The 25,912-nt window shown below is 76.1% G+C and carries 26 protein-coding genes; 10 read left to right on the forward strand and 16 right to left on the reverse strand.

The window, feature by feature from the left end; translation table 11 throughout:
* Nucleotides 1-55: 55 nt before the first annotated feature.
* The gene (locus HNR12_RS03725; RefSeq protein ID WP_179766128.1) at nt 56-562 is read left to right on the forward strand and encodes a PH domain-containing protein; all 507 of its coding nucleotides are present in this window, start codon (nt 56-58) and stop codon (nt 560-562) included.
* A complete protein-coding gene (locus tag HNR12_RS03730; protein ID WP_179766130.1) occupies nt 559-2,217 on the forward strand; it encodes a PH domain-containing protein in 1,659 nt (552 codons plus the stop codon). The genes HNR12_RS03725 and HNR12_RS03730 overlap by 4 nt, the downstream gene beginning before the upstream one ends.
* 136 nt (nt 2,218-2,353) lie before the next feature.
* On the opposite strand, the gene HNR12_RS29030 is transcribed toward HNR12_RS03730, so the two are convergent.
* A complete protein-coding gene (locus HNR12_RS29030) occupies nt 2,354-2,707 on the reverse strand; it encodes an STAS domain-containing protein (RefSeq protein ID WP_308118505.1) in 354 nt (117 codons plus the stop codon).
* Nucleotides 2,708-2,889: 182 nt separating this feature from the next.
* Complete coding sequence (locus HNR12_RS28210; protein ID WP_246424993.1) at nt 2,890-3,072, reverse strand: hypothetical protein; 183 nt, start codon at nt 3,070-3,072, stop codon at nt 2,890-2,892.
* Between the two features lie 317 nt (nt 3,073-3,389).
* On the opposite strand from HNR12_RS28210, the gene HNR12_RS03740 reads away from it, so the two are divergent.
* Both HNR12_RS03740 and HNR12_RS03745 read left to right on the forward strand, forming a co-directional pair.
* Nucleotides 3,390-4,544 (forward strand): Gfo/Idh/MocA family protein, encoded by a 1,155-nt coding sequence (locus tag HNR12_RS03740; protein ID WP_179766133.1) that lies wholly within the window; start codon nt 3,390-3,392, stop codon nt 4,542-4,544.
* A 99-nt stretch (nt 4,545-4,643) separates the two neighbouring features.
* Nucleotides 4,644-5,585 carry a DUF6807 domain-containing protein gene (locus tag HNR12_RS03745; protein WP_179766134.1) on the forward strand — a complete coding sequence of 314 codons (942 nt, stop codon included), beginning with the start codon at nt 4,644-4,646 and terminating at the stop codon, nt 5,583-5,585.
* A gap of 18 nt (nt 5,586-5,603) precedes the next feature.
* Here the strand turns inward: HNR12_RS03745 and HNR12_RS03750 are convergent, their stop codons facing one another.
* Nucleotides 5,604-5,855, reverse strand: coding sequence for a hypothetical protein (locus tag HNR12_RS03750; protein WP_179766136.1), 252 nt, complete (start codon nt 5,853-5,855; stop codon nt 5,604-5,606).
* Between the two features lie 22 nt (nt 5,856-5,877).
* Entirely contained in the window at nt 5,878-6,618 is a 741-nt protein-coding gene (locus HNR12_RS03755) for a hypothetical protein (RefSeq protein WP_179766137.1), read from the reverse strand.
* Between the two features lie 447 nt (nt 6,619-7,065).
* Here HNR12_RS03755 and HNR12_RS03760 point away from each other — a divergent pair, with 447 nt between their 5' ends.
* Complete coding sequence (locus tag HNR12_RS03760) at nt 7,066-7,980, forward strand: NAD-dependent epimerase/dehydratase family protein (RefSeq protein WP_179766139.1); 915 nt, start codon at nt 7,066-7,068, stop codon at nt 7,978-7,980.
* Between the two features lie 219 nt (nt 7,981-8,199).
* Complete coding sequence (locus HNR12_RS03765; protein ID WP_179766140.1) at nt 8,200-9,234, forward strand: LacI family DNA-binding transcriptional regulator; 1,035 nt, start codon at nt 8,200-8,202, stop codon at nt 9,232-9,234.
* 47 nt (nt 9,235-9,281) lie between these two features.
* Here HNR12_RS03765 and HNR12_RS03770 read toward each other — a convergent pair whose 3' ends face one another.
* Genes HNR12_RS03770 through HNR12_RS03780 form a run of 3 tightly spaced genes read right to left on the reverse strand, consistent with a single transcriptional unit; the run spans nt 9,282 to nt 12,135 of the window.
* Nucleotides 9,282-10,121 carry a citryl-CoA lyase gene (locus HNR12_RS03770; RefSeq protein WP_179766141.1) on the reverse strand — a complete coding sequence of 280 codons (840 nt, stop codon included), beginning with the start codon at nt 10,119-10,121 and terminating at the stop codon, nt 9,282-9,284.
* A complete protein-coding gene (locus tag HNR12_RS03775; protein WP_217782311.1) occupies nt 10,118-11,344 on the reverse strand; it encodes a CaiB/BaiF CoA transferase family protein in 1,227 nt (408 codons plus the stop codon). Before HNR12_RS03775 ends, HNR12_RS03770 begins: the two co-directional genes overlap by 4 nt.
* Nucleotides 11,341-12,135, reverse strand: coding sequence for an IclR family transcriptional regulator (locus tag HNR12_RS03780; RefSeq protein WP_218901850.1), 795 nt, complete (start codon nt 12,133-12,135; stop codon nt 11,341-11,343). The genes HNR12_RS03775 and HNR12_RS03780 overlap by 4 nt, the downstream gene beginning before the upstream one ends.
* 294 nt (nt 12,136-12,429) lie before the next feature.
* On the opposite strand from HNR12_RS03780, the gene HNR12_RS03785 reads away from it, so the two are divergent.
* Genes HNR12_RS03785 through HNR12_RS03795 form a run of 3 tightly spaced genes read left to right on the forward strand, consistent with a single transcriptional unit; the run spans nt 12,430 to nt 15,540 of the window.
* Nucleotides 12,430-13,422 carry a Bug family tripartite tricarboxylate transporter substrate binding protein gene (locus HNR12_RS03785; RefSeq protein WP_179766145.1) on the forward strand — a complete coding sequence of 331 codons (993 nt, stop codon included), beginning with the start codon at nt 12,430-12,432 and terminating at the stop codon, nt 13,420-13,422.
* On the forward strand, nt 13,419-13,985 hold the full coding sequence (locus HNR12_RS03790; RefSeq protein ID WP_179766146.1) for a tripartite tricarboxylate transporter TctB family protein: 567 nt from the start codon (nt 13,419-13,421) through the stop codon (nt 13,983-13,985). Before HNR12_RS03785 ends, HNR12_RS03790 begins: the two co-directional genes overlap by 4 nt.
* Before the next feature lies 1 nt (nt 13,986).
* Complete coding sequence (locus tag HNR12_RS03795) at nt 13,987-15,540, forward strand: tripartite tricarboxylate transporter permease (protein ID WP_179766147.1); 1,554 nt, start codon at nt 13,987-13,989, stop codon at nt 15,538-15,540.
* Nucleotides 15,541-15,673: 133 nt separating this feature from the next.
* On the opposite strand, the gene HNR12_RS03800 is transcribed toward HNR12_RS03795, so the two are convergent.
* From HNR12_RS03800 to HNR12_RS03820, 5 genes are all read right to left on the reverse strand, one after another.
* The gene (locus HNR12_RS03800) at nt 15,674-17,680 is read right to left on the reverse strand and encodes an amino acid transporter (RefSeq protein WP_246424994.1); all 2,007 of its coding nucleotides are present in this window, start codon (nt 17,678-17,680) and stop codon (nt 15,674-15,676) included.
* Nucleotides 17,681-17,950: 270 nt separating this feature from the next.
* Nucleotides 17,951-18,454, reverse strand: a complete 504-nt coding sequence (locus tag HNR12_RS03805) for a hypothetical protein (protein ID WP_179766149.1) — start codon at nt 18,452-18,454, stop codon at nt 17,951-17,953.
* Nucleotides 18,455-18,490: 36 nt separating this feature from the next.
* Nucleotides 18,491-19,270 carry a hypothetical protein gene (locus HNR12_RS03810; RefSeq protein ID WP_179766150.1) on the reverse strand — a complete coding sequence of 260 codons (780 nt, stop codon included), beginning with the start codon at nt 19,268-19,270 and terminating at the stop codon, nt 18,491-18,493.
* Nucleotides 19,264-19,713: a hypothetical protein gene (locus HNR12_RS03815; protein WP_179766152.1), complete on the reverse strand. Its 450-nt coding sequence runs from the start codon at nt 19,711-19,713 to the stop codon at nt 19,264-19,266. Before HNR12_RS03815 ends, HNR12_RS03810 begins: the two co-directional genes overlap by 7 nt.
* Nucleotides 19,714-19,735: 22 nt before the next feature.
* Nucleotides 19,736-20,242: a hypothetical protein gene (locus HNR12_RS03820; RefSeq protein ID WP_179766153.1), complete on the reverse strand. Its 507-nt coding sequence runs from the start codon at nt 20,240-20,242 to the stop codon at nt 19,736-19,738.
* 665 nt (nt 20,243-20,907) lie between these two features.
* Here HNR12_RS03820 and HNR12_RS03825 point away from each other — a divergent pair.
* Nucleotides 20,908-21,300, forward strand: coding sequence for a peptidase inhibitor family I36 protein (locus tag HNR12_RS03825; protein ID WP_179766154.1), 393 nt, complete (start codon nt 20,908-20,910; stop codon nt 21,298-21,300).
* 91 nt (nt 21,301-21,391) lie between these two features.
* On the opposite strand, the gene HNR12_RS03830 is transcribed toward HNR12_RS03825, so the two are convergent.
* The 4 genes from HNR12_RS03830 to HNR12_RS03845 all read right to left on the reverse strand — a co-directional run bounded on the left by HNR12_RS03830 (nt 21,392) and on the right by HNR12_RS03845 (nt 25,904).
* Nucleotides 21,392-22,396 carry a MerR family transcriptional regulator gene (locus HNR12_RS03830; protein ID WP_179766156.1) on the reverse strand — a complete coding sequence of 335 codons (1,005 nt, stop codon included), beginning with the start codon at nt 22,394-22,396 and terminating at the stop codon, nt 21,392-21,394.
* Between the two features lie 3 nt (nt 22,397-22,399).
* Nucleotides 22,400-23,071, reverse strand: a complete 672-nt coding sequence (locus HNR12_RS03835) for a HEAT repeat domain-containing protein (RefSeq protein WP_179766158.1) — start codon at nt 23,069-23,071, stop codon at nt 22,400-22,402.
* Between the two features lie 107 nt (nt 23,072-23,178).
* Nucleotides 23,179-25,443 carry a hypothetical protein gene (locus HNR12_RS29035; protein WP_179766160.1) on the reverse strand — a complete coding sequence of 755 codons (2,265 nt, stop codon included), beginning with the start codon at nt 25,441-25,443 and terminating at the stop codon, nt 23,179-23,181.
* Nucleotides 25,440-25,904 (reverse strand): hypothetical protein, encoded by a 465-nt coding sequence (locus tag HNR12_RS03845; protein ID WP_179766162.1) that lies wholly within the window; start codon nt 25,902-25,904, stop codon nt 25,440-25,442. The genes HNR12_RS29035 and HNR12_RS03845 overlap by 4 nt, the downstream gene beginning before the upstream one ends.
* Nucleotides 25,905-25,912 lie beyond the last annotated feature (8 nt).

Genomic DNA, 25,912 nt, shown 5'->3' on the forward strand with positions numbered 1-25,912 from the left:
CATCATAGCATAGTGATATCACTTTTTTAATCGACGCCCGCCGGAAGGACCGACCATGACCCTGACCCACCCCGCCGTCGCGCTGCGGCCGCCCCGCAACCGGGTCGAGCGCCGCGCCGTGGGCTGGTGGACCGCGCGCGCCCTGGCGGTGGCCGTGCCCGCGGCCGCCGCGCCCGCCGCCACCGCCCTCTTCGTGCCCGCGCCCTACAGCGCCTGGCTGCTGCTGGCCGCCGCCGCGCTGGGCGCGGCCGGGGCCGCCGCCGCCGCGGTGATGCCCGTGTGGCGCTACCGGGTGCACCGCTGGGAGGTCACCGACACCGCCGTCTACACCGCCTCGGGCTGGCTGTGGCAGGAGTGGCGCGTGGCCCCGATGTCGCGCGTGCAGACCGTGGACACCCAGCGCGGCCCGCTCCAGCGGCTGTTCGGCCTGGCGCAGATCACCGTCACGACCGCCTCGGCGGCCGGGCCCGTGGTCATCGACGGCCTCGACGGCCGCCGCGCCGACGCGATCGCGGCCGAGCTGACCGAGGCCACCGGCCGCACCCCGGGGGACGCCACATGACCGGGTACACGCGCACCGCCGACGACGGGTGGCGGCGGCTGAGCCGCGTCGGCCTGTGGGCCGGATGCGCCGCGTTCGCCGCCCTGCTGCTGGGGCCGGGCTCGGTGGTCGCCGCCGTCCTGGCCGTGAGCGGTGTGTTCCTGCCGTGGGGCGCCCTGGTGCTGGGCGGCGCCGTTCTGGTGGCGGCCCTGGGCACGGGCGCCGACGCGCTGCGCGTCCACCGCACCCGCTACCGCGTCACCGAGCCGCGCCTGGAGATCCGCGGCGGGATCCTGGTGCTGGCGCACCGCGCCATCCCGCGCGAGCGCATCCGCAGCGTCGACGTCGCCGTGCCCGTCTGGCTGCGGCCCTTCGGCGTCTGCAAGGTCACCGTGGGCACCGGCCAGGGCGCCGGCGCCGAGGAGATCTCCCTGGAGTACGTCGCGCGGGCCGAGGGCGAGCGGCTGCGCCGCGAACTGCTGCTGCGCGGCGCGGCTCCCGAGGCGGCGGAGGGGGCGCCGGCGCAGGCCGCCGAGGGCGTCGAACTGGCGCGGCTGCGCCCGCGCTGGTTCGCCTTCGCGCCGCTGGGCGCGGCCGTGCCCGCCCTGGGCCTGGGCGTGATCGGCGGCGCCTACAACGTGCTGAGCTGGTTCGGCGAGCGGCGCGCCGGGCGCGTGGCCGTGGCCGTGTTCGAGTTCGCGGTGGCCAACCCCCTGGTGGTGGTCCCCGGCGCCGTGGCGGTGGTGCTGGCCACCGGCGCCGTGGCGGCCTCGGCGGCGCAGGTCGAGGCGTGGTGGGGCTACCGGCTGGTCCGCGAGCCCGACGGCACGCTGCTGGTGCGCCGCGGCCTGGTGACCAGCACGTCGCTGTCGGTGGAGGAGCGCCGCCTGCGCGGGGTGGAGCTGCGCGAACCCGCGCCGATGCGCTGGTTCGGCGGCGCCCGCGTCAAGGCGGTGGCCACCGGGCTGGGCACCGATTCCAAGCAGAAGGGCGGCGCGCAGCGCAGCGGCCTTTCGCCGGACATGCCGCGCGAGCGGGCACTGCGGCTTACCGCCGACGTGCTGCGCGCGCCGTCGACCCCGGTCGCCGCGCCGCTGCGCGCCCACCCGCGGGCGGCGCTGCGGCTGCGGCTGCGGCGGGCGGCCACGGCGGCGCTCGCCCTGGGAGCGCTGGCGGCACTGGGCGCGGCCGGTGCCGCGGCGCTGCCGTGGGCCTGGGTGCCCGAGGTGGCGTGGGCGGCGGCCGGAGCGGGCGCGGCCGCGGCGGCGGCGCCGGTGCTGGCCGTATGGGCGGTGGGCTCCTACCGGGGGCTGGGCCACACCCTCACGCCCGGCTACCTGGTGGTGCGCAGGGGCGCGGTCCTGCGGGGCACGGTGGCGCTGCGGCGCGACGGAGTGATCGGGTGGCGGATCTCGCGCTCACCGTTCCAGCGCCGGCTGGGGCTGGCCACCGTGGGCGCCACGACGGCCGCCGGGTCGGGGCTGTACGCCGTGGTCGACGCCGAGGAGTCGGCGGGGCTGCGCGTGGCGGCCGCGGCGGTGCCCGGCCTGCTCGACCAGTTCCTCGCCGAGCCGCCGAGGGCGCGCCGACCGGAGGCCGGGCCGGAAGCCGGGCCGAGGGCCGCCGGACCGGCGGGTCCGGCGCCGACCGGGGCGCGCCACCCCGGGTTCCGGTGAGCACGGGCCGCGGGCGCGGTGCGCCCGCCTCGCACGGCGGGAGCGCGGCAGGACGGGCCGCGCTCCCGCTCGCGGGGGCCGGAGGCGGCCCGGGCGGCGGCGCCGCGCCGTTCGGCGGCCGCCGGGGTGCGCCGGGTCAGTTCGGCGCGGCCGTGTGGCCCGCCAGCGGAAGCTCGCGCAGGGGCAGCACGTCGAAGGAGTCCGCCAGGCCCAGCACCTCCAGCGTGCGGACGACGGCGTGGGAGGGTTCGCCCAGCACCAGCCGCACCCCGCGCTCGGCCAGCCGGCGCCGGGCCGAGACCAGCGCCCGCACGCCGCTGGCGTCGAAGAACTCCACGCGGGAGAGGTCGGCCGCGACCGCGGCGCGGCCGGGCCCGGCCGCCAGCAGCCGGGCGTACATGTCGTCGGCGGTGGCGATGTCGATCTCGCCCAGTACCGGAACGACCGCGATCTGCTCGTCCGCGTCCCGCCCACCGTCTTGTGCTGGCACCACCGCGCCGCCTCTCGCTCGCCCAATGTCCGGCTGTTCGGACACCTCCCCCCGGATGATGATCGTATCGGGCGGAGGCGCTCCGTGACCGCCTGTCAGAGGTCCCGTCGTGGGACGGGCGCCCGCCCGGCGGCGAGGCCGACCGGAACACCGCAGGCAGGGGGCCCGGCCGCCCGGAGCGGTCAGCCCAGCACCACCGGAAGAAGGATCAGGGAGTTGACCGCCGTGTGGACGGCCGGCACACCCCACACACTGCGGTGGCGGGACCACAGGCAACCCAGCAGGATCCCCAGGCCGCCGCGCCACACCGCGATCGTGGCGAGAGCCTGCCAGGTGGGGGTCTCGACCAGGCGGGACAGGTGCATCGAGGAGGAGGTGGGCGCGGTCGAGTCCGGCGTAGGCGGAGACGTCAAAGTGCCCGGCTGACCGGCCCCGCGCGGGGAGTGCACCTGCAAGCGCCCCACCGACCCCCTCCCCCACCCCCTCTCCCCGGCGCGGCGCCCTCGGCCGTTGACACGTGTGGAGGGGCCTGCCTACATTAACTCGGCAAGCGCTTTCCAAAACGGACGGCGGAGAGGCGGCGGGCCCTCGGCCGGGACTCGTCCGGCGGTCCGCTCCCCCGCGCCGCCGCCCCGCCGGCGCGCCGTCCCGACCGGTCCCGACGTGCACAAGGCAGGCCCCCATGAGCCAGACCCCCGTTCCGGTCGTCCTCGTCGGCGCGCACGGCCACGGCCGCTCCCACCTGCGCAATCTGCGCTCCCTGGCCGGCGATGGGCTGGTCCGCCTGGCGGGCGTGTGCGACCTCGTGCCGCTGCCGGAGGCCGAACTGGCGGGCTTCGGCCGGGTCGCCCAGGACGGCGACCTGGCCGCGCTGATCGCGCGGACGGGCGCGCGGGTGGCCATCCTGTGCACGCCCATCCACACCCACCTGCCGCTCGCGCGCACCGCGCTGGCGGCCGGATCGCACCTGCTGCTGGAGAAGCCGCCCACGGCGACCGCCGCCGAGTTCGCGGCGCTGCGCGCGGCGGTGGCCGAATCGGGGCTCGCCTGCCAGGTGGGGTTCCAGAGCCTGGGCTCGGCGGCGGTCCCGGCGGTGCGGGAGCTGATCGCGGAGGGCGCCGTCGGGGCGGTCCGCGGGATCGGCGGCGCGGGCACCTGGGTGCGGACCTCGGCCTACTACGCGCGCGCCGCGTGGGCGGGGCGGCGGACGCTGGCCGGGCGCGACGTGGTCGACGGCGCGCTGACCAACCCGTTCGCCCACGCCGTGGCCACGGCCCTGGCGATAGCGGGTGCCCAGGAGGCGGTCGGCCACGGGATCGAACTGGAGCTGTTCCACGCCCACCCGATCGAGAGCGACGACACCTCGTGCGTACGGCTGCGCGCCCCCGACGGCACCCCGATCAGCGTGGCCGTCACGCTGTGCGCGCGCACCCACCGGCCGCCGCACCTGGTCGTACACGGCGACGCCGGGCGGATCACGCTGTACTACACGCTGGACGAGGTGCTCCTGGAGCGGCCCGGCGAGCCGCCGCGGACGACGGTGTACGGCCGCACCGACCTGCTGCGCAACCTGGTGGAGCACCTGGACGGCGGCGCGCCGCTGCTGGTGCCGCCGGAGGCGACCGCGGGGTTCATGGCCGTCCTGGAGGCGGTGCGCCGCGCCCCGGACCCGCTGCCGATCCCCGAGGCGCTGCAGGAGGTCACCGAGGAGGCGGACGGCACGCACCGGGTGGTGGCCGACGTGGACGACCTGGTGGCGATGAGCGCCGAACGGGTGGCCCTGTTCTCGGAACTCGGCGCGCCGTGGGCGGCGGTGGCCGAACCCGACCCCGCCTGACCGGGGCCGGACGGGGCCGGACGCCCCTGACGGCGCGGCGCGGCCGGGCGGCCGCGCAGGTGGAGCGGTGGACACGCGGCGGAGAAGGGGAGCGGCACCATGGCCGAGCAGACCGAGGCGGCGCGGAGGGCAACGACAGCGGGGACGGCGCAGCAGGGGGGCGGCGCGGCGGCAGACGGGCCGGCGGCGGTGAAGCTGCGCTGCCGGGGCGTCGCCGTGGCGGAGTGGCGGGCGGGCACCGACGTCCCGCCCGACCTGTCGCCGCGCCCCTACCTGCACCCGGTGCGGACGCTGGGCGGGACGGTGGTCACCGAGGTCTCCCCCGGCGACCACCTCCACCACCTGGGGGTCGGGGTGGCGGTGCCCGACATCGACGGCACCAGCTTCTGGGGCGGCACGACGTTCACGCGCGACCGCGGACCGGTGCTGCTGGACAACCACGGCCGCCAGGAGCACCGCGCGTGGACATCGGCCGGCGCGGCGCGGCGGGCGGAGCGCGTCGCGTGGCTGAGCCGCGCCGGGGAGGCACTGTGCGAGGAGGTCCGCGAGACCGCGGCCGTGGAACTGGACGCGCGGTCGTGGGCGCTGCACCTGCGCACGCGCCTGCGCAACACGTCGGGCCGCGACCTGGAGGTCAACAGCCCCGCGACCAAGGGCCGACCGGGAGCGGGCTACGGCGGCTACTTCTGGCGGGCGCCCAAGGAGGAGGCCCCGCCCAGGTGCCTCGGCCCGGAGGCCGAGGGCGAGGCCGCGCTGCACGGCTCCCGGTCGCCGTGGCTGGCGCTGCTCGGCGGGTCGTCCGCCGACACGCGCTGGACGCTGGTGTTCGCGGCCCTGGGCGCGGAGCAAGACCCGTGGTTCGTGCGGGCGGAGGAGTACCCCGGGGTCGGCGCGGCGCTGGCGTGGGACTCCCCATTGACCGTCCCCCCGGACGGGGAGGTCGACCGCCAGGTGGTCACCGTGGTGGCCGACGGCCACCTGCCGCGACCGGATATCGCGGAACTGGTCGCACGGGCACGCGACGCGGTCACCGCGGCGTGAGGGGCGCCGACGCCCCGGTCACCTTCCGAGGACGTCGGCGACCCTGCTGGCGTCAGCGGCCGTGGCCGCTTGTACAAGCCAGGTCTCCAACTGCTCGGGATCCTGACAGGACAGGCCCCTTTCCCGCTGCTCATCAGTGACCTGAAAGCCCCGAGCCAGCAGAACCTTGAGAACAGACTCAGCCCAGGCCTGCGCGAGGCCCTCCTTGCGACCGATTGCCACATACTTCTTGGCGAAGTCACTCTGCCACTCGTAATCAGCAGGACGCATTGCCCAATCCCCGACAATCCGGTCAGCCGGAGAAGACCTCGCTCGCGTCAGCGGCCGTGGCCGCCCGTACAATCCACTGTGCCAACTGGTCAGGATCGTCACACGCGCGCACCGCCTGCCGCTGCTCCCCGGCGAGTTCGATACGCCGGCTCTCCAGGACGTCCTCCAGCGCCGTCACCATCTTGGCGAGGGCCTCCGCGCGGCCCTCCTCACGCCCCTCCTCACGCCCCTCCTCACGGCCTTTCTCAAGGCCGATCCCGACGTACTTCTTGGCGAAGTCGCTCTGCCACTCGTATTCCATGGTCTTCATGAGGTCCTCCCAGTAGCGCCGCGCCTCCGCGTCGAGCTTGGCGACGACATAGTCATAGTAGAACGCGCGCCTGTCCTCGGGCGATGCGTCCAGCGCGGCCTGCAGGCAGTCCAGGACCTTGCGGTTGTCCTGGTGCGCGGGCGCCGCCAGGACCGCCAGTTCGGGCAGCGCACGGGCGCGCTCGACGTCGTCGATGACGGGGACGTTGTCAGGGCTCATAACCGCCGGCCGCAGGACCATGCCACCCGCCTCGACCTCGATCGGGCTGCGGGCCCACCCGGCGGTCTGCGCGGTGGGGCACACCACCAGCAGCCGCACCGGGCAGCGCAGCCTTTCGCGCACCTGGGCGACGTACAGGGGCCACGTATAGGGCTTGTCGTCGTCCTGGCGCAGCTGGATCTCGGTGATGACGGCCAACTTCTTCGCACCTTCTTCGTCGTAGAGGACCGTCACCTTGTCCGCTTTATGGGTTTTAAGAGATATTGTCGTGAGATCGGTGCACCCGAGTTCCGCGTGATGGTACTCGGGCACATCCATCCCGCATATCTCGCGAAGGATGGTCGGCACCACGTCCGGCGCCCACTGCAGGAACAGCACCTGCAATTCATGTTCTTTTCCGGGCATGGCGGGGAGATTACTCAGACGACAGCCACCGCGGGTAATCGCCGCCGAAGTCGCGGAATACGTTACCGACATTGCGGATATCCGGAAGCCCCGAGCCCGCCGCCATATCACCACCGGTTCCGGCAAAGAGGACGCTTTTTCGGAACCGACACACCTTCCCCCAGACCGGCCTTCCCTCTCCCGTTGACCCGGCTCGCAACTCCGTGCCATGCTGGCGGTAAGCGCTTTCCTTACCATGCCCGACGCCGACTCCGACTGGAATGAGGGGCCGTTGCCATGCGCATTCTCGTCACCGGTGGAGCGGGCAGGCTGGGCCGCAGCGTCGTCGCCGTGCTCGCCGCGCGCGGGCACGAGGTGGTGTCCGCCGACGTCGCGCCCGCTCCCGAAGCCCCGGCGCGCACGGACGGCGTCATCCGGCTCACCGCGGACCTGCTGGACGACACCGCGCGCGGCGACCTCTTCGCCCAGGTGCGCCCCGAGGCCGTGGTCCACCTCGCCGGGATCGCGGTGCCCTTCGCCCGCCCCGACACCGAGATCCTCGACGTCAACACCCGGCTGGCCTGGGCGGTGCTGTCCGCCGCCGCCGAGCACGGCGCCCGGTCGGCCACCGCCGCCTCCAGCCCCACCGTGTTCGGCTACGGAACCCCCGACTGGCGGCCCCGCTACCTGCCGCTGGACGAGGCGCACCCCCGCGCGCCCCGCCACTCCTACGGACTGAGCAAGCTCATCATCGAGGAGACCGCGCGCACCCTCGCCCGTGCGGGGGCCGCCGGCTGCACGCTCACCTGCGTCCGCCCCGGGTACGTCATCGCGCCCGAGGAGTGGGCGGGCGCGCCCACGCAGCAGGGGCACACGGTCGCCGAGCGGCTGCGCGACCCCGGACTGTCGGCGGTGGCGCTGTTCAACTACGTCGACGCGCGCGACGCGGCCGAACTGTTCGCGCTGCTGTGCGAGCGGCCGGAGGCTGCCGTCAGCGGCGAGGTCTTCCACGCCATCGCCGAGGACGCCCTCGCGCTCGCGCCGCTGGCCGAGCTGCTGCCGCGCTTCCACCCGGGCACGGCCCCCCACGCCGCCGCGCTCACCGGCCGGCGGGCGGCGTTCTCCGCGCGGGCGGCCGCCGAGCGGCTGGGCTGGCGGCCCGCCCGCACCTGGCGCACGGAGCTGCGCGAACCCCTCCCCGAGGCGCCCTGACCCCGCGCACCGGGGGTTGCCCCGCCCTCCCGGGCGAGCGCCCCTCCCCCACCGGGCCGCCAGGTCGGCTGGCGCCCGCCCGGGCCGCCGGTCGGGCGTCGGCCCAGCGTGCCGGGGGTGAGCGGGGTCCGCCGGAGGTCGCGGCTGGTCGCCCCCCTCGCGCGCGGCCTATGATCGAACCGCGGAAAGAGTTTTCCAACAGGCGCGAAAGGTCAGGCTGTGGGCAGCGGATACGTGACATTGGAACAGGTCGCCCGGCACGCCGGCGTCTCCCTGGCCACCGCCTCGCGCGTGCTCAACGGCAGCACCCGCCAGGTGGGCCGCACCCTGCGCGACCGGGTCACCGCCAGCGCGCACGAACTGGGCTACCTCGCCAACGCCTCGGCGCAGACCCTCGCCCGCAACACCAGCTCCCTGGTCGGCCTGATCGTGCACGACATCGCCGACCCCTACTTCTCCAGCATCGCCTCGGGCGTGACCCGCGCGGCCGAGGACGAGGGCCTGGTCGTGGTCCTGGGCACCACGGGCCGCACGCCCCAGCGCGAGCTGGAGCTGCTGGCCACCCTGCGCTCCCACCGCGCCCGCGCGGTGGTGCTGGCCGGCAGCCGCACCGTCGAGGAGGAGACCACCCGCCGCCTCGCCGACGAGATCGCCACGTTCACCGGGCGCGGCGGCCGGATCGCGTGCGTGTCCCAGGAGGGCCTGCCGGCCGACACGGTCGTGCCCGACAACCGCAACGGCGCCGCCGAACTCGCCCGCCACCTGATCGGCCTGGGCCACCGGCGCTTCGCGCTGCTGGCCGGGCCCACCAACCTGCGCACCGCCCGCGACCGGCTCGACGGCTTCCACGCGGCGCTGTCGGCCGCGGGCATCGAACTGGACCCGCGCAACGTGGTGCACGGCGCCTTCACCCGCGACGGCGGCTACGAGTCCACCCGCCGCCTGCTGGCCGCCGGGACCGACGCCACCTGCCTGTTCGCCGTCAACGACGTCATGGCCACCGGCGCCATGGCCGCGCTGCGCGACGCCGGCCTGCACGTGCCGCGCGACCTTTCGGTGGCCGGGTTCGACGACATCCCCACCCTGCGCGACCTCACCCCGGGCCTCACCACCGTGCGCCTGCCCCTGGAGTGGATGGGCGAGGAGGCCGCCCGGCTGGCCCTGCGCGAGGACGCCGACGAGGAGCCCCGCACGGTGGCGGTGTCGGGCGAGGTCGTGGTCCGCGAGAGCACCGCCGCCCCCACCGCCGGGTAGCGCGGCCCGCCTGGGGCCGGTCCCCGGCGGCTCGGGGGCGGGCGGGGTCAGGCGTCGGGGCCGAGCGCGCGGGTGGGCGGGCCGGTGTAGGCGGCCAGGACCTGGCGGGGCAGGGGGCCCTTGATGCGGGCTCCGCCGCGGCTCTCCTCCCAGGCGTGGGCCAGGATGCCGACCGAGCGCGACAGGACGAACAGGCCGCGGGCCAGTTCGGCGTCGAAGCCCAGGCAGGCGTACACGACCGCGGTGGCCCCGTCGATGTTCATCGGGACCGGGCGGGTCCGCCGCGCCGCCAGGGCCTTCTCCAGCGCCAGCGCGGACTCGAGCGGACCGGGGTCGACCACGCCGTCCTCGACCGCCTCGCGCACCATGGCCAGCAGCGGGTCGCGGCGCGGGTCGCGGGGGTGGAACCGGTGCCCGAACCCCGGGACGTAGGCGCCGCGCTCCCGGTACTCGGCGACGACCGCCTCCGCCACGGCCTCGGCGCCGCCCCCCGCCGCGCGCAGGTCGGCCATCCGGTGGAGCAGGGCCACGCACTGCTGCCCGGCGCCGCCGTGGACGTCGCCCAGGAGGTTGACCCCGGTGGCCACCGCGCTGTTGAGCCCCAGCCCGCAGGTGGCCGCCATGCGGGCGGCGGCGATGGAGGGCGCCTGGGGCCCGTGGTCGACGCTCGCCACGAGCGCGGCCTCCAGCATCCGCGCGCGGGCGGGGTCGGGCCGTTCGCCGCGCAGCAGGAGCCAGACCACCTCGACGAACCCCAGCCGGCCGATGACGTCCTGCACCGCATAGCCCCGCAGGTCGATCTCGCCGGGGGCGACGCGGGTGACGGAGGTGGCCCACCAGGCGCCGATCTCCTCGTGGGTCATGGTCGCGGCGTCGGGGTCGCTCATATCGCTCCCGCCTCTCTGAGCTGATCGATGTCGGCCGGTCCGTATCCCGCCTCGCGCAGGATCTCGTCGGTGTGCTCGCCCAGCAGCGGCGGTGGCCTCCCGGGGCCCAGGGCGGCGCCGTCGACGTGCACGCCGCTGCCCAGCACCCGCAGGCTGCGCCCCTCCTCGCCGGGGAAGGGCAGCGTGTGCAGCAGCCGCCGGTGCGCGATGTGGTCCGACTCCAGGGCCTCGCGGACGCTGAGGACGCGTGCTGCGGGGACGCCGGCCGCCGAGAGCGCGACCTCCCATTCGGCCGCGGGCCGCTGGGCGAGGTACTCCTCCAGCGCCTCGCGCAGCGGCCCGCGGTGGGCCTTGCGGTCCTCGCGGGCGGCGAAGCGCGGGTCGCGGGCGAGTTCGGGGGCGCCGACCACCGCGCACAGGGTCTCGAACTGCTCCTGCTTGTTGGCGGCGATGTTGAGGTCGCCCTCGGCGGTGCGGAAGGTGCCCGAGGGCGCGGCGGTGGCGTTCTCGTTGCCGATGCGGCGGGGCTCCACCCCGGCCGACAGGTAGTTGGACGCGCCCCACCCCATGGCGGTGATGGCGGTCTCCAGCATGGAGACGTCCAGGTAGGCCCCTTCGCCGCCGCGTTCGCGCCGCACCAGGGCGCCGGCCACGGCGAAGGCCGCCGCCAGCCCGCCCAGGATGTCGGCGATGGGGAACCCGGCGCGCAGCGGGCCGGTGCCGGCCGTGCCGGTGGCGTCCATCATGCCCGACAGCCCCTGGACGATCTGGTCGTAGGCGGGGCGGTCGCTGAGCGGGCCGTCGGCGCCGAACCCCGAGACGGCGCAGTAGACCAGGCCGGGGTTGATCCCGCGCAGCGCCTCCCAGCCGAAGCCCAGGCGCTCCATGACCCCGGGCCGGAAGTTCTCCAGCAGCACGTCGGCCCGCTCGACCAGGCGCCGCATGACCTCTTGGCCCCGCTCCGCCTTCAGGTTCAGCGACAGCGAGCGCTTCCCGCTGTTCTGCGCGAGGAAGGAGGCGCCCAGCCCCTTGGCGTTCAGCTCCGGGGAGGCCCCCAGCTGCCGGGCGAGGTCGCCTGCGCCGGGGACCTCGATCTTGACCACGTCGGCCCCCATGAGGGCGAGCTGGTAGCCGGCGTAGGGCCCGGCCAGGACGTTGGTCAGGTCCAGCACGCGCACCCCGGCCAGGGGCCGCGGGTCGGGCGCGGGCGCGCCGGCGCTCACCGGTCGCCCCTTGAGGCGGCCGCGGCGGCCGGCGCCCCGGGGTCGAAGCCGATCTCGGTGACCCGCCGGGCCGCCTCGACCACGGCGGCGGCGAACCCGCGGACCGCGGCGTCGGTGAAGCGGGCGGTGGGGCCGCCCACGGCCAGGGCGGCAACAGGCGCCGTGCCGCCCTCGGGCCGGTGCACGGGCGCGGCCACCCCGGAGACGCCGTGTTCGCGCTCGCCGTGGCTGACCGCGAAACCGCGCTCCCGGGCCTGGGCGACCTCGGCCCGCAGCCGGTCGGCGTGCCGGGGCCCCTGCGGCGAGGCGGCGGCGACGCGCTCCAGCACGGAGTCGGGCGCCCCCTGCAGCAGGACCTTGCTGGCCGCCCCGCCCCACAGGACCATCTCGTCGCCGGGGTTGACGATGTGGCGCAGGCGCAGCGGGCCCTCCTCCTGGGCCACGCACACGCGCACGGCGTCGACCCGCACGTAGAGGTTGACGGTCTCGGAGGTCTGGACGGTGAGGTCGCGCATCACGGCGCGGACGGGCTCGGGCACCTGCCACAGCGCGTGCGCCAGCCGCGCCCACCGGAGCAGGCCCGGCCCGGCGCCGACGCGGCCGTCGGAGCCGGTCCACAGCAGGCCGCGCTGCTCCAGTGTGGCGACCAGGCGCAGAACCGTGGTCTTGGCCAGGCCGGTCAGCTCCACGAGTTCGCGCGTGGAGTAGCGCTGGTCGCGCTCGTCGTACAGGTCGAGCAGGTCGAGCGCGCGCACCACGCTCCTGACGCCCCCGTCGGTATCCGCCCCCATCACCCTTCCCTCCACTGGTCCACTAGATGGACCGTTTGGACTGTCAGACGGTATGGAGTGGCCACAGTACCCAAAAGGCAGCCGGACCGCCAGAGGGCTCCGCTTCGCACGGGGCGCCCGGTGCAGCGGGAGGCGCGCTGACCAGCCGGGAGGCGCAGCGCGCCCGGTGATCGCCTTGTTAACAGCAGATGACGCCCGCCCATTGACAGGGCCGCACGTGATCTGGATCATTCTCGGAACCAATCCGCGGCCTCGTTGGTCCGCCTGGTGGACCAGCGGGTGAGAGGGAGGACGATGGACAAGCAGCGCGTCCTGCGCGCGGCGGGTGCCGTGGGCGCGGCGCTCGTCGTGGGGGCCGGGGCGGCCAACGCCGCGCTCTCGCAGACGGACGGGTCCGAGGCCCGCGCCCGCATCGACATCGTGGTGCCCGCCGACCCCGGCGGCGGGTGGGACCTGGTGGCCCGCGAGGCGCAGAACGCCATGCGCGTCAACGGCATCGTGAGCAACACCCAGGTGGTCAACCTGCCCGGCGCCGGGGGCACCATCGGCCTGGCCCAGACCGTCCGGCGCGAGGGCAGCGCCACCACCCTGATGACCACGGGGACGGTGATGATCGGCGGCATCATCGTCAACGACTCCGCCCAGACGCTGGAGGACGTGGTACCCATCGCGCGCGTCGCCGACGACTACGAGGTCTTCGTCGTGCCCGCGGACTCGCCGCTGCGCGACATGGGCGACCTCGTCGACGCCTGGCGCGAGGACCCCGGCGCCGTGGCCGTGGGCGGGGGCTCGCTCGGAGGCACCGACCACCTGCTGGCCGGGCTGGCCGCGAAGTCGGAGGGGATAGACCCCGCCGACGTCAACTACATCCCCTTCGCCGGCGGCGCGCAGGCGCTGACGTCGCTGCTGTCGGGCAGCATCGACGTCGGCGTCTCCGGCTACAACGAGTTCAGCGACCAGGTCGAGGCGGGGGAGCTGCGGGTGCTGGGCGTTTCGGCGCACGAGCGCGTCGAGGGCCTGGAGGAGCACCCCACGCTGCCCGAGCAGGGCGTGGACGCCGTGCTGCCCAACTGGCGGGGGTTCATGGCACCGCCCGGGATCACCGACGCCGAACGCGCGGAGCTGACGGCCATCGTGGAGGAGATGGTCGCCTCGCCCGAGTGGCGGGACACCCTCGAACGCAACCGGTGGGACGACACCTTCCAGACCGGCCCGGAGTTCGAGCGGTTCCTCCAGGCAGAGATCGCCCGCATCACCGACATCACCGAGGACCTGGACCTGTCATGAACCCCACGAGCGAGTCCCCGCCCACCGCGCCCCCGCGCCCCGCCGCCGCCCCCGCCGACCGCCCGTCCTGGTGGACGGGCCGCAGCGAGGTCTTCGTGGGGCTGCTGGTCATCGGCATCGCCGTCTTCATGGCCGTCCAGACCGCCGCGATGCACGTCCCCGACACCTCCACCGGCCCCGGCCCCCGGCTCTTCCCCGGGCTGGTGTCGGGCCTCATGCTGCTGCTCGGCTCGGCCCTGGTGGTGCAGGTCGTCCGCACGCCGGCCGCCCCCGCGGCGGACGGCGCCGACACCGCCGCACACCGCCGGCGCGGCCCCTACACCGACTGGCGCACGGTCGGCACGGTGCTGGGCGCGGTCGCGGCGTTCGCGCTGCTGCTGCAGCCGCTGGGGTGGCTGCTGTCGGGCGCCCTGCTGTTCTTCGGGGTGGCCTGGGCGTTCGGGGGCAGGCGGCCGCTGTACGAGGCGGCCGTGGCCCTGGTCTACTCCTCCGTCGTCCAGCTCGCCTTCGTCGGCGGGCTCGGCCTGAACCTGCCCTCCGGGATCCTGGGAGGGCTGCTCTGACATGGAGACCATCGCGCTCCTGGGCGGCGGCTTCGCCGCCGCCCTGACCCCGGAGAACCTACTGTGGGCGTTCGTCGGCGTGGTGCTGGGCACCGCGGTGGGCGTGCTGCCCGGCCTGGGCTCGGCCATGGCGGTGGCGCTGCTGCTGCCGGTGACCTTCCGGCTCGACCCCACGGGCGCCTTCATCATGTTCACCGCCGTCTACTACGGCGGGCTCTTCGGCGACTCCACCGCCTCCATCCTGATGAACACGCCGGGCAACAGCTCGGCCATCGCCACCGCCATCGAGGGCCACCGGATGGCCCTGCGCGGCAGGGCGCCCCAGGCGCTGGCCACCGCGGCGGTCGGGGCCTTCATCGGCGCGGTGGTCTCGACGGCCGTGGTGGCGTTCTTCTCCGAGACGATCATCGCCGTCGCGCTGAGCTTCGGCCCCGCCGAGTACCTGGCCCTGGCCGTCTTCGCGTTCGTGGCGACCTCCGCCGTGGTCGCCCAGTCCATGGTGCGGGGGCTGGTCGCCCTGTCCATCGGCCTGGCCGTGTCCATGGTCGGCATCGACGCCCAGAGCGGCGCCGCGCGGTTCACCCTCGGCGTGCCCTCGCTGTTCGAGGGCATCGACATCGTCACCGTGACCGTCGCCCTGCTGGCCCTGGGCGAGGTCCTCCACGTCGCGTCGCGCTTCCACCGCCGGGACGCGGGCGAGCGGCTGGTCTCCGCGCGGGGCACGCCCTGGCTCTCCCCGGGCGAACTGCGCCGCGCCGTCCCTGCCTGGCTGCGCGGGCTGGGCTTCGGCCTGCCCTTCGGCGCCATCCCGGCCGGCGGCTCGGAGATCCCCACCTTCCTGGCGTACGGCACCGAGCGCAAGCTGGCCGGGCTGCGGGCCCGGCGCGGCGGGCGGCCCGACGAGTTCGGGGCGGGCGCCATCGAGGGGGTCGCGGCGCCCGAGACGGCCGCCAGCGCCACCGCGGGGACCGCCATGGGCGCCCTGCTGGGGCTGGGGCTGCCGACCTCGGCCACCGCGGCGATCATGCTCGCGGCGTTCCAGCAGTACGGCATGCAGCCCGGCCCCCTGCTGTTCGAGCGCGACGCCGACCTGGTGTGGGCGCTGCTGGCCAGCCTGTTCGTCGGCAGCGTGCTGCTGCTGGTCCTCAACCTGCCGTTCGCTCCCCTGTGGGCCAAGCTGCTGCTCATCCCCAAGCGCTACCTGTACGCCGGCATCACCGGGTTCGCCGTGCTGGGCGTCTACGCCTCCTCCCACTCCACCACCGACCTGTGGCTGCTCATCGTGCTGGGGATGCTGGGCTTCATGATGCGCCGGTACGCGATCCCCGTGGCGCCGGTGCTCATCGCCGTGATCCTGGGGCCGCTGGCGGAGAGCGAGCTGCGCCGGGCCCTGGCGATCGGCCAGGGGGACGTCGGCGTGCTGTTCGCCGGGCCCATCACCCTGAGCGTCTACGCCGTCATCACGGCCGCCGTCGCCGCCGTCGCGGTCGCCCGCGTCCGGGCCCGGCGGCGCGGCGGCCCGGAGGCGGTGCGGGAGCCGGCGGCGGCCCCCTGACCGTCCCGGCGCGCCGGCTCGGCCCACGCCGCCGGAAGCGCCCGTCGCGGCCCCGAGTCCGCCCCGGGGCCGGGCGCGGGGCGTGCGCGCCGGGCGGCGGTGATCGGGGGCGCATGCCGGGCTCCGCCGGGCGTCATCCGACGTGGACGCGGGGCCGGCGCCGCGGGTCGGGCTCGGCCTCGCGCAGCACCTCACGGGTCAGGTAGGCGGTGTCGCCCTGGCCGAACAGCACGTAGCGCGCCAGGTTCACCAGTGGATGGCCCTCGGTCCACTGGAAGTAGCAGTGCGGGCTGTGCCCCGTAGCGTCGCGCAGGCACAGCAGGATCGCGGCCAGGGCGTTGGCCACGACGGGGCTGCGGGCGCGCAGGACCCGGTAGCCGCCCACGTCCACGCCGCGCACGCACAGCACCTCCGAGAAGTCCGAGGGGTGCTGGACGGTGATCTCCAGGAACAGCACGTGGGCGTCGGCGGGGATCGGGTTGATGGTGCGCTGCTCGCGCTCCTTGGCGCGGTATTCGGCGGTGTCGCCGGCCTGGCGGCGGTTGGCGATGATGTGCAGCGTGGGCCCGCGGGCCGCCGCCGCGCCGACCATCGCGCGGGCGGAGGAGTCGAAGCGCAGGCTCTCGGCCCGCAGCTCGGTGCTGCGGGCAACGCGCGAGACCAGGGAGACCGCCACGATCGCGGCGACGAACGCCAGGGAGATCCCGACTCCGTCGGGGTGGGTGACGGCGGTGTCGGCGAGGGCGTAGCCGAACACCAGCGTCACCCCGGCGAAGGCCGCGGTGGCCGCGCGGCGGCGCCGGCGGTGGGCGGCCAGGGTGACGGCCACGGCGGCCGCGGCCATCATGGCGAGGATGCCGGTGGCGTAGGCGCCGGACTGGGCGTTGACGTCGGCGCCGAAAGCCGCGGTGAGGGCGAGGGCCACCGCGGTGTAGACGAGGACGAGCGGGCGGACGGCCTGGGTCCAGGCGGGCGCCATCCCGTACCGGGGCAGGTAGCGGGGCACGATGTTGATGAGTCCGGCCATGGCGGAGGCGCCCGCGAACCACAGGATGGCGATGGTGGCGAGGTCGTAGGCGGTGCCGAACGCCTCGCCGAGCAGCGTGTGGGCCAGGTAGGACAGGGCGCGGTCCTCGGCCCGCCCGCCGTCGGCGAACTCCCGCGCGGGGATGAGCGCGGCGGTGGTGAAGGTGGTGGTGAGCAGGTAGGCGCTCATGATGAGCGCCGCGGTGGTGAGCATGCGCCGGGTGCCGGTGACGCGGTCGGCCAGGCGCCGCTCCTCGGTGGCGCCGCGGGCCTGGACCAGCGGCATCATGCTGACCCCGGTCTCGAACCCCGACAGCCCCAGGGCGAGCAGCGGGAAGGCCAGCGCGGCGGTGAGGGCGATGCGGGCCGGGTCGCCGCCTCCCGCCTCGACCGCCGCCTGCCACCACGCGTCCAGGGTGCGGGGGGTGGTGGCGATGCGGTGCAGGGCGGCGGCGACCACGACCGCGTTGAGGGCGAGGAACGCGGCCACCAGCGGGATGGCGACCAGGACGGCCTCGGTGAACCCGGCGCAGAAGACGGCGGCCAGCAGCACCAGCAGCAGGGCGGTGATGGCGACGCGGTGGCCGCGCAGGGGCTCGGGGGTGAGGGGGTTCTCGGCGATGTGGGCGGTGGCGTCGGCCGAGGACAGGGTGATGGTGATGATCCAGGCGGTGGCGACGAACCCGAGCAGGCACAGGACGGTGAGCTTGCCGCGCCACTCGGGCAGCAGGTGCTCCAGCATCGCCACCGATCCCTGGCCGTTGGGGCTGGCGGCGGCGACGGCCCGGTAGATCGGGAGTATGCCGCCCAGGGTGAGGGCGACCAGGAGCAGGGTCGCGAGGGGCGACAGGGCGCCCGCGGCCAGGAAGGCGATACCGGGCAGGTAGCCCAGGGTGGAGAAGTAGTCCACACCGGTCAGGCACATGATCCGCCACCAGGGGTGGCGGCGGTGCCGCGCGGGGTGCGCGGCGGGGCCGGGCACCTGGTCGACCCGGTTGCGCAGCAGCCATCGGGCGAGGGGCCCGGCGGGCGGGCGCGGGCGCACGGCGCTGGCCCACTCGCACGCCATGCCCGAACCGTCGGTGTCCTCGCCTGCGGCGCCGCGGGCGTCCATGGTCGGCCTCCCTGTTCGCGGTGCGGCGGGCGGTGCCCCGCCGCCACCGGGCGACTACCCCGCGCGGGCGCGGAGGCGACGAGAGGACGTGTGCGGTGCCGGGCCGGAGGTCCTCGCCGCGTCCGCCCGCGGCGGGACCGCCCGGCGGCCTGGCCCCGAGCGCCGGGGCACGGCCCGGCCGCGGGCGCTGCGTGTCCGGGCCGGGACCCGCAGGCGCCTCTCCTTGGGGCGGGTGCCCAGGACCGGCTCCCGGCGCGGTCGCGCGGCGGCCTACAGCACCAGGGACAGCGGCGTGACCACCGCGAGCCAGGCCAGGCAGGCCCACGCCCCGGCCCGCAGCGCGCGGTCGTAGGGCGCGGCGGCCGCGATGGCCGCACGGCGCCGGTCCAGCGTGGCGGCCGCCTCCCGGTCGACCTCCGCGATCCGGCGGTCGCGCTCGGCGTCGAGGTCGGCCAGCCGGCCGCGCAGCTCGGCCAGCATCCGTGCGCCCTCCACGGGGTCGGCGACGGCGGCGCGCCCGCCGCGGGGAGGCTCCTCGGCGTGCACCTCGGGGCCGTAGACCCGCTCCTCGCAGGCGCGGACGAGCGCCATCCGGCGGCGCAGCACGTCCTGGTGCACGGCGGCCCGGCGCGCCTCGGCCGTGTTCTCGGCGTCGAACGCCAGGAGCACGTCGGGCACCTCCCACCCCCGCTCGCGCACCGAGCGCAGCACGCGCAGCAGCACGGCCAGGGAGTAGGCGAACAGGACGAAGGACAGCACCTCGGGGACCGTCATCGCGCGCCTCCAGCCCGCGCGCCGGGGCGGACGGGCTCACGCATCGCGCCCCCTCCTCTCCTGGCCGTTCGGCCCGGAGCGCCGGGCGCGGGTCCGCTCGATCAGTTCCTGCGTCCGGTGGTACAGGCCGGTGCTCTTGAAGGGCTTAGAGTACTTGCCGCGCCCCCGGCGGAGTACCGCGCGGATCCCCATCCCCTGCGGTGTCGAGAGGTCCAGGGCGTCGTCGAACGCCGACGGCGCGAGCACGGGCGGCTCCCGGTCGGCCGGCAGCCCGTCCCGCAGCTCCTCGTCGCGCCCCTCCACAAGGACCGGTCGGACCGCGGCGAACGCGCGCAGGAACGACCGCCGCGGGCTGACCGCCAGGCCGTTGTTGTAGGCCCGGATGAAGTAGCGGACGGCGCGCCTGTCGGGGTCGGACAGGTAGGAGTCGTCGACCAGTTCCAGCTTGCGGGAACGCGGCCCGACGTAGGCGAGCCGGGGGGAGTCGCCCTCCATGTAGGGCGCGAGCTGGGGTGGGATCAGGGCCCCGTTGCGCTCCATGACCGCCGCCGACTGCCGCACCAGCTTCTCCGCCATGGTGTACTGGGCCACGCTCGCGCCGTCCTTGGCGAGCGCGGTCTCGGCGACGTAGCGCCGATAGGCCTCGCCGGTCGTGAGCGCCTTCTCGATGGCGTTGTAGTCCTCCTCTCCCTTCTTGCGCAGCGCCTTCCGCGACTCCACCAGCTCCATCTCCGCGGCGCGCTGGTCCGCGTTCACCTTGCGGATGACCAGGGCGTAGATGACCGCGAACGCCGCGACGACGATGGCGCCTACCACCGGTCCCGCCCCCCTTCCCCGTGCCGCTCGCCGGCCGGCGGCCGCGCGGGCGCGCGGCCGCCCCCGGAGCCGTCGTCCGCCGTCGGCGCCTCCCCCGCGCCGACCACCGCGTCCACGGCCTGCCCGGCCTGGGCCAGCAGCCGGTCGGTCGCGCGGACGTGCCGGGCGACGTCGGCCAGGGCGACGAGGGCCCGGCCCGCGGCGGCGTCCTCCACCGCTTCGGCGAGCTGGTCGACCCGGCTGCCGGCGGCGGCCTCCTGCCGGGCCAATGGGAGGCCCGCCTCCTCCAGGCCGCGGCGCCGCGCGGCCATGGCGTCGAGGTCCCGGGCGGGCGGGACGGCCGTCCCGGTGCGGTTCTCGCGGCGGCGCAGCGCGAGGTCGGCGACCAGGAGCAGGGTCGCGGCGGCCGCCACGGCCAGTGTCTGCCACTGAAGTGGGTCCATGCCCGTCCTTTCGTGCGGCGGCCTACCGGCGGACCGACGTCTTGGCGGCCTCGTCCCGGCCCGCGTGCGGCCGGGTGCGCCGGGTCACCTGGGGCAGGATGATCTCCGGCGTCTTCTTGGCCTCCTCGTCGCGCTTCTCGTTGGCCTTCCTGAAGATCTCGGCGATGTTGCGCGCGGCCGGCAGCAGGCCGCCGGCCCCCCGCTCGGTGTTCTGCATCTGCCGGGCCATGTACTCGGCGGCCCTGGCGCGCTGGGCGCGGGTCTCGACGCGCCCCTTGGTGAGCTCGGCCCGCCGTCGCTGGAGCTCCATCCACCGCTCGATCGCGGTCCGCTGCTTGGCCAGGGGGCCGCCCGCGGCGAGCGCCCTGTTCCGCAGCGCCTCGGCCTTCTTGCGGGCGGTGATGCGGCCCGCGATGGAGTTGATCGCCAGCAGGACGGCGGTGTTGCCGTAGATGAGCAGCCGGAGGCCGTCGCCGCTGGAGAGCGCGTTTCCCACCTGCACCAGTACGCCGGACAGAGTTTCGAGCACGCCAGACTGCCTTCCTCCCCGTGTCCCCGCCACGCCTCGGACGCGGTCGTCCACCGGCGCGGGCGCCGCGCCCGTCCGGTGTTCCGGTCGCGCGGCGCGCGGCCGCCCGCTCGGCGCTTACCTTGACCCAGGGGAGGAAGTGTATCAAGGCACCCAATGTCCGAAATGGGGAGAAATGGCGCGTACCAACCGGGTCGGTTCCGGTCACCGCTTCCCGCGCGCACGGGGTCGCGGGGGGGCGTGCCCCGGCCCGCGGCCGCGTCCCGCCGGGTGCGGCCGAGGCCGGTGCCGACCGGCCCGCCGGGGATTTTCCGCACCTCCCCGCGGTGGCGCACCGCGCCGCCGCGGGGCGTGACGGCGCGCTCGCACGGGGGCACCGGGCCCGCGCTCCGCGCCGCCCGCCCGGGAGCGGCTGGGGTGGAGCGCGCGCCGGATTTTCGCCCCGAGAAATTCACGTTTCCCCGGACCTCTTTGCCGCGCCCAGCGCGACGGGCGGTGTGCCACCACACCCGCCTCCCGTGCGCCGACCGCGCGGCAGGCGCGCGGACAGCGCGCGAAGGTCGGGCACCCAGCGGGCCCAACCGGCGCGCAACCACAGCCCAACCCCCGGCTCCTAGCGTTCTCCCACCGGTTCACACCACGTACCACACAGGGGGTATGTCATCGTGCTTGGCAGGAAGTCCCAGGTCCTTGGTGCGGCGGGGTTCATCGCGGCGGCCGTCGCGATCCCGGCGCCGAGCGCGTTCGCGTCCGCCACGGGCGCCACGCCGGCTGTCGCGGCGCCCGGCGAGGTGCGCATGTGGGAGGACCCCGACTACACGGGCTCCCTCTACGTCCACACCACGCCCGGCCAGTGCCCGGCCGAGGGATGCGACATCGACGGGTGGGACGGCGACAACGAGATCTCGTCCGTCATCAACGAGACCAACTGCACCGTCCGCCTGTGGGACCTGGACGGGTTCGCCGGCGGCTACGTGGACCTCGGCCCCGGCCGCTGGGGCAACCTCGAACTCCAGGGCTTCGACAACAAGGCCGAGAGCTACACGTTCTACTGCTGAGGCGGGCGCGACGCGGGACGGGCGGTTGGCCGCCCCTCCCGCGGTCGCCGGCCCGGCCCGGACGGCCGGGCACCCGCCGGGGCGCCGCCCCTCACCGCGCGCCGCGCAGCTGAAGCAGGTAGGCCGCGGTCACCGCGACGGCACGGTCGCCGTCCCGCGCCAACTCCTCCAGCGCGCGCCCGGCCGCGGGCCCCGGGATGTCCGCCAGCGCCTGGGTCAGCCACACGCGCGCAGGGGGCCGGGTCGCGGTGTCGGCCAGGCGGTCGACGATCCCGGCCGCGATCCGGTCGGCGGTCGCGGTGTCGCCCGCCAGCGCGCCCAGCGCGTCGGCCGCCTCGGTGTCGTTGCGCCCCTCCGCGACCATCTCCACGAGCACCGGCGCCGCGTCGGCCACCCCCCGCACCCCCAGCGCCAGCGCCGCGGGCCCGCGGACCGCGGCGTCGGGGTCGGCCAGGGCCTCCCGCAGCCGGGCGGTGGCCTCGTCCCCGGGTATCTCGGCGAGGGACCGCACGGCCCGTTCCCGCACCGCGGCCTCCGGTGAGCCCAGGCCCTCGGCCAGCGGCGCCACGCCGCTGTCGCCCGCACGAGCCAGCGCCCAGCGCAGGGCGCCGGCGACGTGCGGATCGGTCTCCCTCAGCACCGCATCGGCCAGTGCCTCCACCGGTGCCGCGGCGTCCTCGCCCGAGGAGAGGGCCGCGCGCTGGCGCACGCCGGCCCTGGCGGACCCCAGCGCCTGGAGGAAGGCGACGACCTGGAGGACGTCCGCCCAGTCGGCGGGTTCCGCGGCGTCGATCCGTTGCAGCCGCGTGAGCAGCTCGGTCTCGGCCGCGATCCGCTCGCGCGTGTGGCGGATGAGGTCGCGGACGAGCGTCGCGGGCGTGAAGCCGGGGTCGTCGAGCGCCCGCCCGATCTCCCGCAGCGGCAGCCCCAGCGACCGCAGGATCTCGATGTGCAGGATGCGGCGGATGTCCTCGCCGGAGTACTCCCGGTAGCCCGAGCCCGTCCGGGCCGAGGGGCGCACCAGGCCCAGCGCCTCGTAGTGCCGCAGCATGCGGGCGCTGACCCCGGAGCGCCGGGCCACCTCACCGATCAACACGTCCTAGTGTCCCCCCTGGCCGGACCCGCCCAGGGCCACGACGCGCTTGGCCTCCTCGATCGCGAACGCGAACGCGGCGTCGGGGTCCTCCAGCAGCCGCTCCGTGGCGAGCGCGTGGGCGCGCACGCCGGAGGCGGGCGCCGCCTTCGCGGCGCGCAGCGCCGGCACGGCGGCCTCGCCCAGCGCGACCAGCGCCCGGCTGAGGCTCAGCTGCGTCTCGCGCCCGCCGCGGCCCAGCTGCGTCGCCAGCACCTCGGCCAAGCCGGCCGCCTCGCCCTCCGGCACGAGCACCACCGCGGCCCGCCAGGCGCTCCGCGCCACCTCATCGTCGGCGTCGGTCAGCAGCTCCCGGGTGATCGCCGGCCACGCCCGCCGGTCCGCGATCTTGGACAGCGTGTGCAGGGCCTGGCTGCGGGCCTGGGCGCACTCGGCGCGCACCTCGCGCAGCAGCGGGGGCAGCGCCGCCTCCACCGGGTGGCGGGTGAGCGCCCAGCTCAGCATGTCGCGGACGAAGAACTCCGGCTCCACCGCGCAGCGCTCGACGAGCGTGTCGACGAAGCGCGGGTCCGGCGCCGTGCCGACCGCCATGGCCGCCCGCAGGCGCACGGAGGACCTGCCGTCCCGCAGAGCCCGGAGCGCGCGCCGCGCATGGGTGTCCTGGTTCGCCGTGGTCATGGGGACCACCTCCTCGGACACGCAGTAAAGCCCTTGCCACCGTGTCAAGGTCAACCGGCGCTCCCGTCCGCCCCACGCCCCTGCCCCCGCACCCCTCCTGCGCGAACCTATCCGCCCCGCACCCGGCCCCCGGCCGCCCGGTCGGCCTCGTAGCCGGCGGCGAGGTGGCGCCGCAGCGCCTCGTGCCGGAACTGGTAGTGCGCGCCGAACTGGCGGAGCACCTCCCACCTGCGCGCGTCGGCGAGGAACGTGGCCAGCCGCAGCGGAAGCCTGCCGCGGGCGGCCAGCCACAGGAGGACGGGGACATAGGGCGTCCACGCGGTGAACATCATGGCCGCCGCGACACCGCCCGGCACCAGGGCCGTCCCCGCGGCCCAGCCGCCCATGCCGAGGTCGCCGCCGAAGGCCACGGCCGTCCCGGCGCCCGAGGCGAACCCCACCGCCACGCCGAACATGGCCGTCAACGCCAGGCTCGCGGTCCGGTCCCTGGCCAGCGTGCTCGTCGGGGTGGCCGCGCGGACGGTGGCGACCCGCTTCTCCACCGCCGGGCGGCTCAGCGCCGCCCCGGCGACCAGGCCGATCACCATACCGGCCGCGACCGCGACGACGACCGCGATCAGCAGCCCCAGGACGGCGGTGTCGGCCCGCGCGGGCGGTGCGGCCGGGGCCCGCCACCCGGCCGCGGCGCTCGCCGCCAGCACTGCGGCGCCGGCGGCGAGCGCCACCGCGACCACGAAGGACCCGGTGGCCAGCCAGCGCCCGATGGTCGGCAGGTCGAGCCGGGTCCGGAAGCCGCCGACCGACCGGTCGGCGGACCGTGCCTGGCGGACGCTGGCGTAGGCCAGGTCGAACGCGGCGCCGAGCAGCAGGCCCAGGCACGGACCCGCCACCACGCCCAGGCCGCGCCACCCCAGCGGGACGAGCAGCAGCGCCGCCGCCGCCCCGGCGGCGGCACCCCACGCCGTCTCCAGCACCAGGGGCGCGGCCAGCCCGCGCAGCTCCCACCACGCCAGGGTGCCGCGCCCGGTGCGCCGCGTCCGGGAGGCGAGGAAGCCGAGCCACCGGAGCGGGCGGTCCCCGCGGTGGTGGGGCCGGTCCCGTTCGCGCCGCTCGGTGTCGACGGAGCGGAGCCGGTCGTCGTAGACCGACGCGAAGAACGCGTCCAGCAGGTAGGACTCCGCGTCGGGGGCCTCCAGCAGCGGCTCGGGGCCGCGGTCGGCCGGTCCGTGCACGGTCCGCGCCAGGGCCACCATCAGGGGGGTGCTGAGCGCGCGGGCCAGCGGGCCGTCGGGTTCGGCCCGCAGCCGGTGCCTGACACGCTCCCAGGCGCCGGCGCGGCGCGGCGGTGAGCCCGCGCTGATGTAGTCGACAACCGCGTCGTCGGCGGTGAGCGGCAGCAGCCCGACGACCGGGGTCCGGTCGAACGCCCGGCCCTGGCCCCGCAGCCACGCGGCGGCCGCGTCGAACTCGGCGGGGCGGCTGGTCAGCACGAAGGGGAGGTCCGCGTCCAGCAGCGCCTCGGCCGCGAGGTTGCGCGGCCCCATCTCGTCGAAGCCGTCCAGGACGGGCAGTAGGGCGCCGTGGTCGAACAGGAGCCCCGCGACCGTCTTGGACCTGCCGTCGGCCTCGTCCACGACCACGGTGTCGAAGCCGGCGTAGTCCTGCGCGACCCGTTCGACCAGCCAGCCGCGCAGGTCCTGGGAGGTGGGGTCCCACAGCGCGGCCGGCACGTAGACCGGCACCGGCGCGGGGCCGCCCCAGTCGGCGACCGCGTCGATCATGCCGAGCGTCAACTGCAGGGCCAGGACCGTCTTGCCCGAACCGCCGGCGCCGACCACGACCAGTCGCCGCCGCGCCGGGGGCTGCCGCGTGAACGCGGGGAGCACGTCGGCGGTCGTACCCGACCGGGGCAGGTCGCCCGCCCCCGCCTCCAGGCCGGCGGGCACACTCCACTCCACCGCCAGCGGCGGAAACCGCATGCGGGTGTGCCATTCGCGGGCCCACTCGCGCCGGGCCTGCCGGGCGAGGTCGGCCTTCAGCCCCGCCAGGTGCTGGGGGCCCAGCGTCCGGCCCGGGCGGCGCCGGGTCCACACGACCACGCCCGCGACGACGACGGCCGCCACCGCCGCCAGGACCGCCAGCACGCCCACCAGCGCGCGGACGGTGAGGGAGGAGCCCAGGTGGACCGTTGCCGTGGACGCCAGCCCGACCCCGGCCGCCACCAGGGCGGCGAGCAGCACCGCGACGGCCCGCACCGAGGGGGCGAGCGTGATGTGGAAGTGCTGGTCGCGCCCCGCGGTGTAGGCGTCCCGTCCGGCGGTGACGGACTGCCCCGTGTGCCCCGACCGCGCCGGGGGCACCGGGGTGCTCACCGCCGGGCGTCCGGTCCGGAGCCGAAGTGCTGGTCACCCCCGGCGGTGAACGCGTCGCGGCCGGCCCGCACCTGCTGCACCGCGCCGACCTCGCCCCCCGACACCGCCTGCGTGCCGCCCCCGTCTTGCGCCGGGGCCTGGACCAGCCCCGCGCGCAGTTCGGCCAGCAGCGCCTCGGCCGCCGCGCGGGTGCCCGCGTCGTCGGCGGGCAGCCGGCGCAGCAGGGTCTCCCAGGTGGCCTCCTGGCGGACCACCTCGCGCTCCCGGTCGGCTCCGGAGGCGGCCTCCAGCGCGGCGGCCGACCGGTCGAGTTCGGCCTGGGCCTCCTGCTCCGCGTCCTCGCCGCCGCCCCGGCGGAACAGCGCCGGGACCTTGCGCACGAGGTCGGCCAGGCCCTGGACAACGGCCTGCACGATCGCCCGGGCCAATTCGACTTCCACGACGTTCAGGGGATCGGACACGGCCACTC

Source organism: Streptomonospora nanhaiensis (assembly GCF_013410565.1).
GTDB classification, from domain to species: Bacteria; Actinomycetota; Actinomycetes; order Streptosporangiales; family Streptosporangiaceae; genus Streptomonospora; species Streptomonospora nanhaiensis.

Bases quoted from the DNA above. Each gene is read 5' to 3' on its own strand.
- HNR12_RS03835 (WP_179766158.1), bottom strand. From the start codon at position 23,071: ATGACCACGGCGAACCAGGACACCCATGCGCGGCGCGCGCTCCGGGCT.
- HNR12_RS03790 (WP_179766146.1), top strand. From the start codon at position 13,419: ATGAACCCCACGAGCGAGTCCCCGCCCACCGCGCCCCCGCGCCCCGCC.
- HNR12_RS03760 (WP_179766139.1), top strand. From the start codon at position 7,066: ATGCGCATTCTCGTCACCGGTGGAGCGGGCAGGCTGGGCCGCAGCGTC.
- HNR12_RS03740 (WP_179766133.1), top strand. From the start codon at position 3,390: ATGAGCCAGACCCCCGTTCCGGTCGTCCTCGTCGGCGCGCACGGCCAC.
- HNR12_RS28210 (WP_246424993.1), bottom strand. From the start codon at position 3,072: ATGCACCTGTCCCGCCTGGTCGAGACCCCCACCTGGCAGGCTCTCGCC.
- HNR12_RS03745 (WP_179766134.1), top strand. From the start codon at position 4,644: ATGGCCGAGCAGACCGAGGCGGCGCGGAGGGCAACGACAGCGGGGACG.
- HNR12_RS03730 (WP_179766130.1), top strand. From the start codon at position 559: ATGACCGGGTACACGCGCACCGCCGACGACGGGTGGCGGCGGCTGAGC.
- HNR12_RS03780 (WP_218901850.1), bottom strand. From the start codon at position 12,135: ATGGGGGCGGATACCGACGGGGGCGTCAGGAGCGTGGTGCGCGCGCTC.
- HNR12_RS03815 (WP_179766152.1), bottom strand. From the start codon at position 19,713: ATGGACCCACTTCAGTGGCAGACACTGGCCGTGGCGGCCGCCGCGACC.
- HNR12_RS03725 (WP_179766128.1), top strand. From the start codon at position 56: ATGACCCTGACCCACCCCGCCGTCGCGCTGCGGCCGCCCCGCAACCGG.
- HNR12_RS03800 (WP_246424994.1), bottom strand. From the start codon at position 17,680: ATGGACGCCCGCGGCGCCGCAGGCGAGGACACCGACGGTTCGGGCATG.
- HNR12_RS03750 (WP_179766136.1), bottom strand. From the start codon at position 5,855: ATGCGTCCTGCTGATTACGAGTGGCAGAGTGACTTCGCCAAGAAGTAT.
- HNR12_RS03785 (WP_179766145.1), top strand. From the start codon at position 12,430: ATGGACAAGCAGCGCGTCCTGCGCGCGGCGGGTGCCGTGGGCGCGGCG.
- HNR12_RS03770 (WP_179766141.1), bottom strand. From the start codon at position 10,121: ATGAGCGACCCCGACGCCGCGACCATGACCCACGAGGAGATCGGCGCC.
- HNR12_RS03795 (WP_179766147.1), top strand. From the start codon at position 13,987: ATGGAGACCATCGCGCTCCTGGGCGGCGGCTTCGCCGCCGCCCTGACC.
- HNR12_RS03805 (WP_179766149.1), bottom strand. From the start codon at position 18,454: ATGACGGTCCCCGAGGTGCTGTCCTTCGTCCTGTTCGCCTACTCCCTG.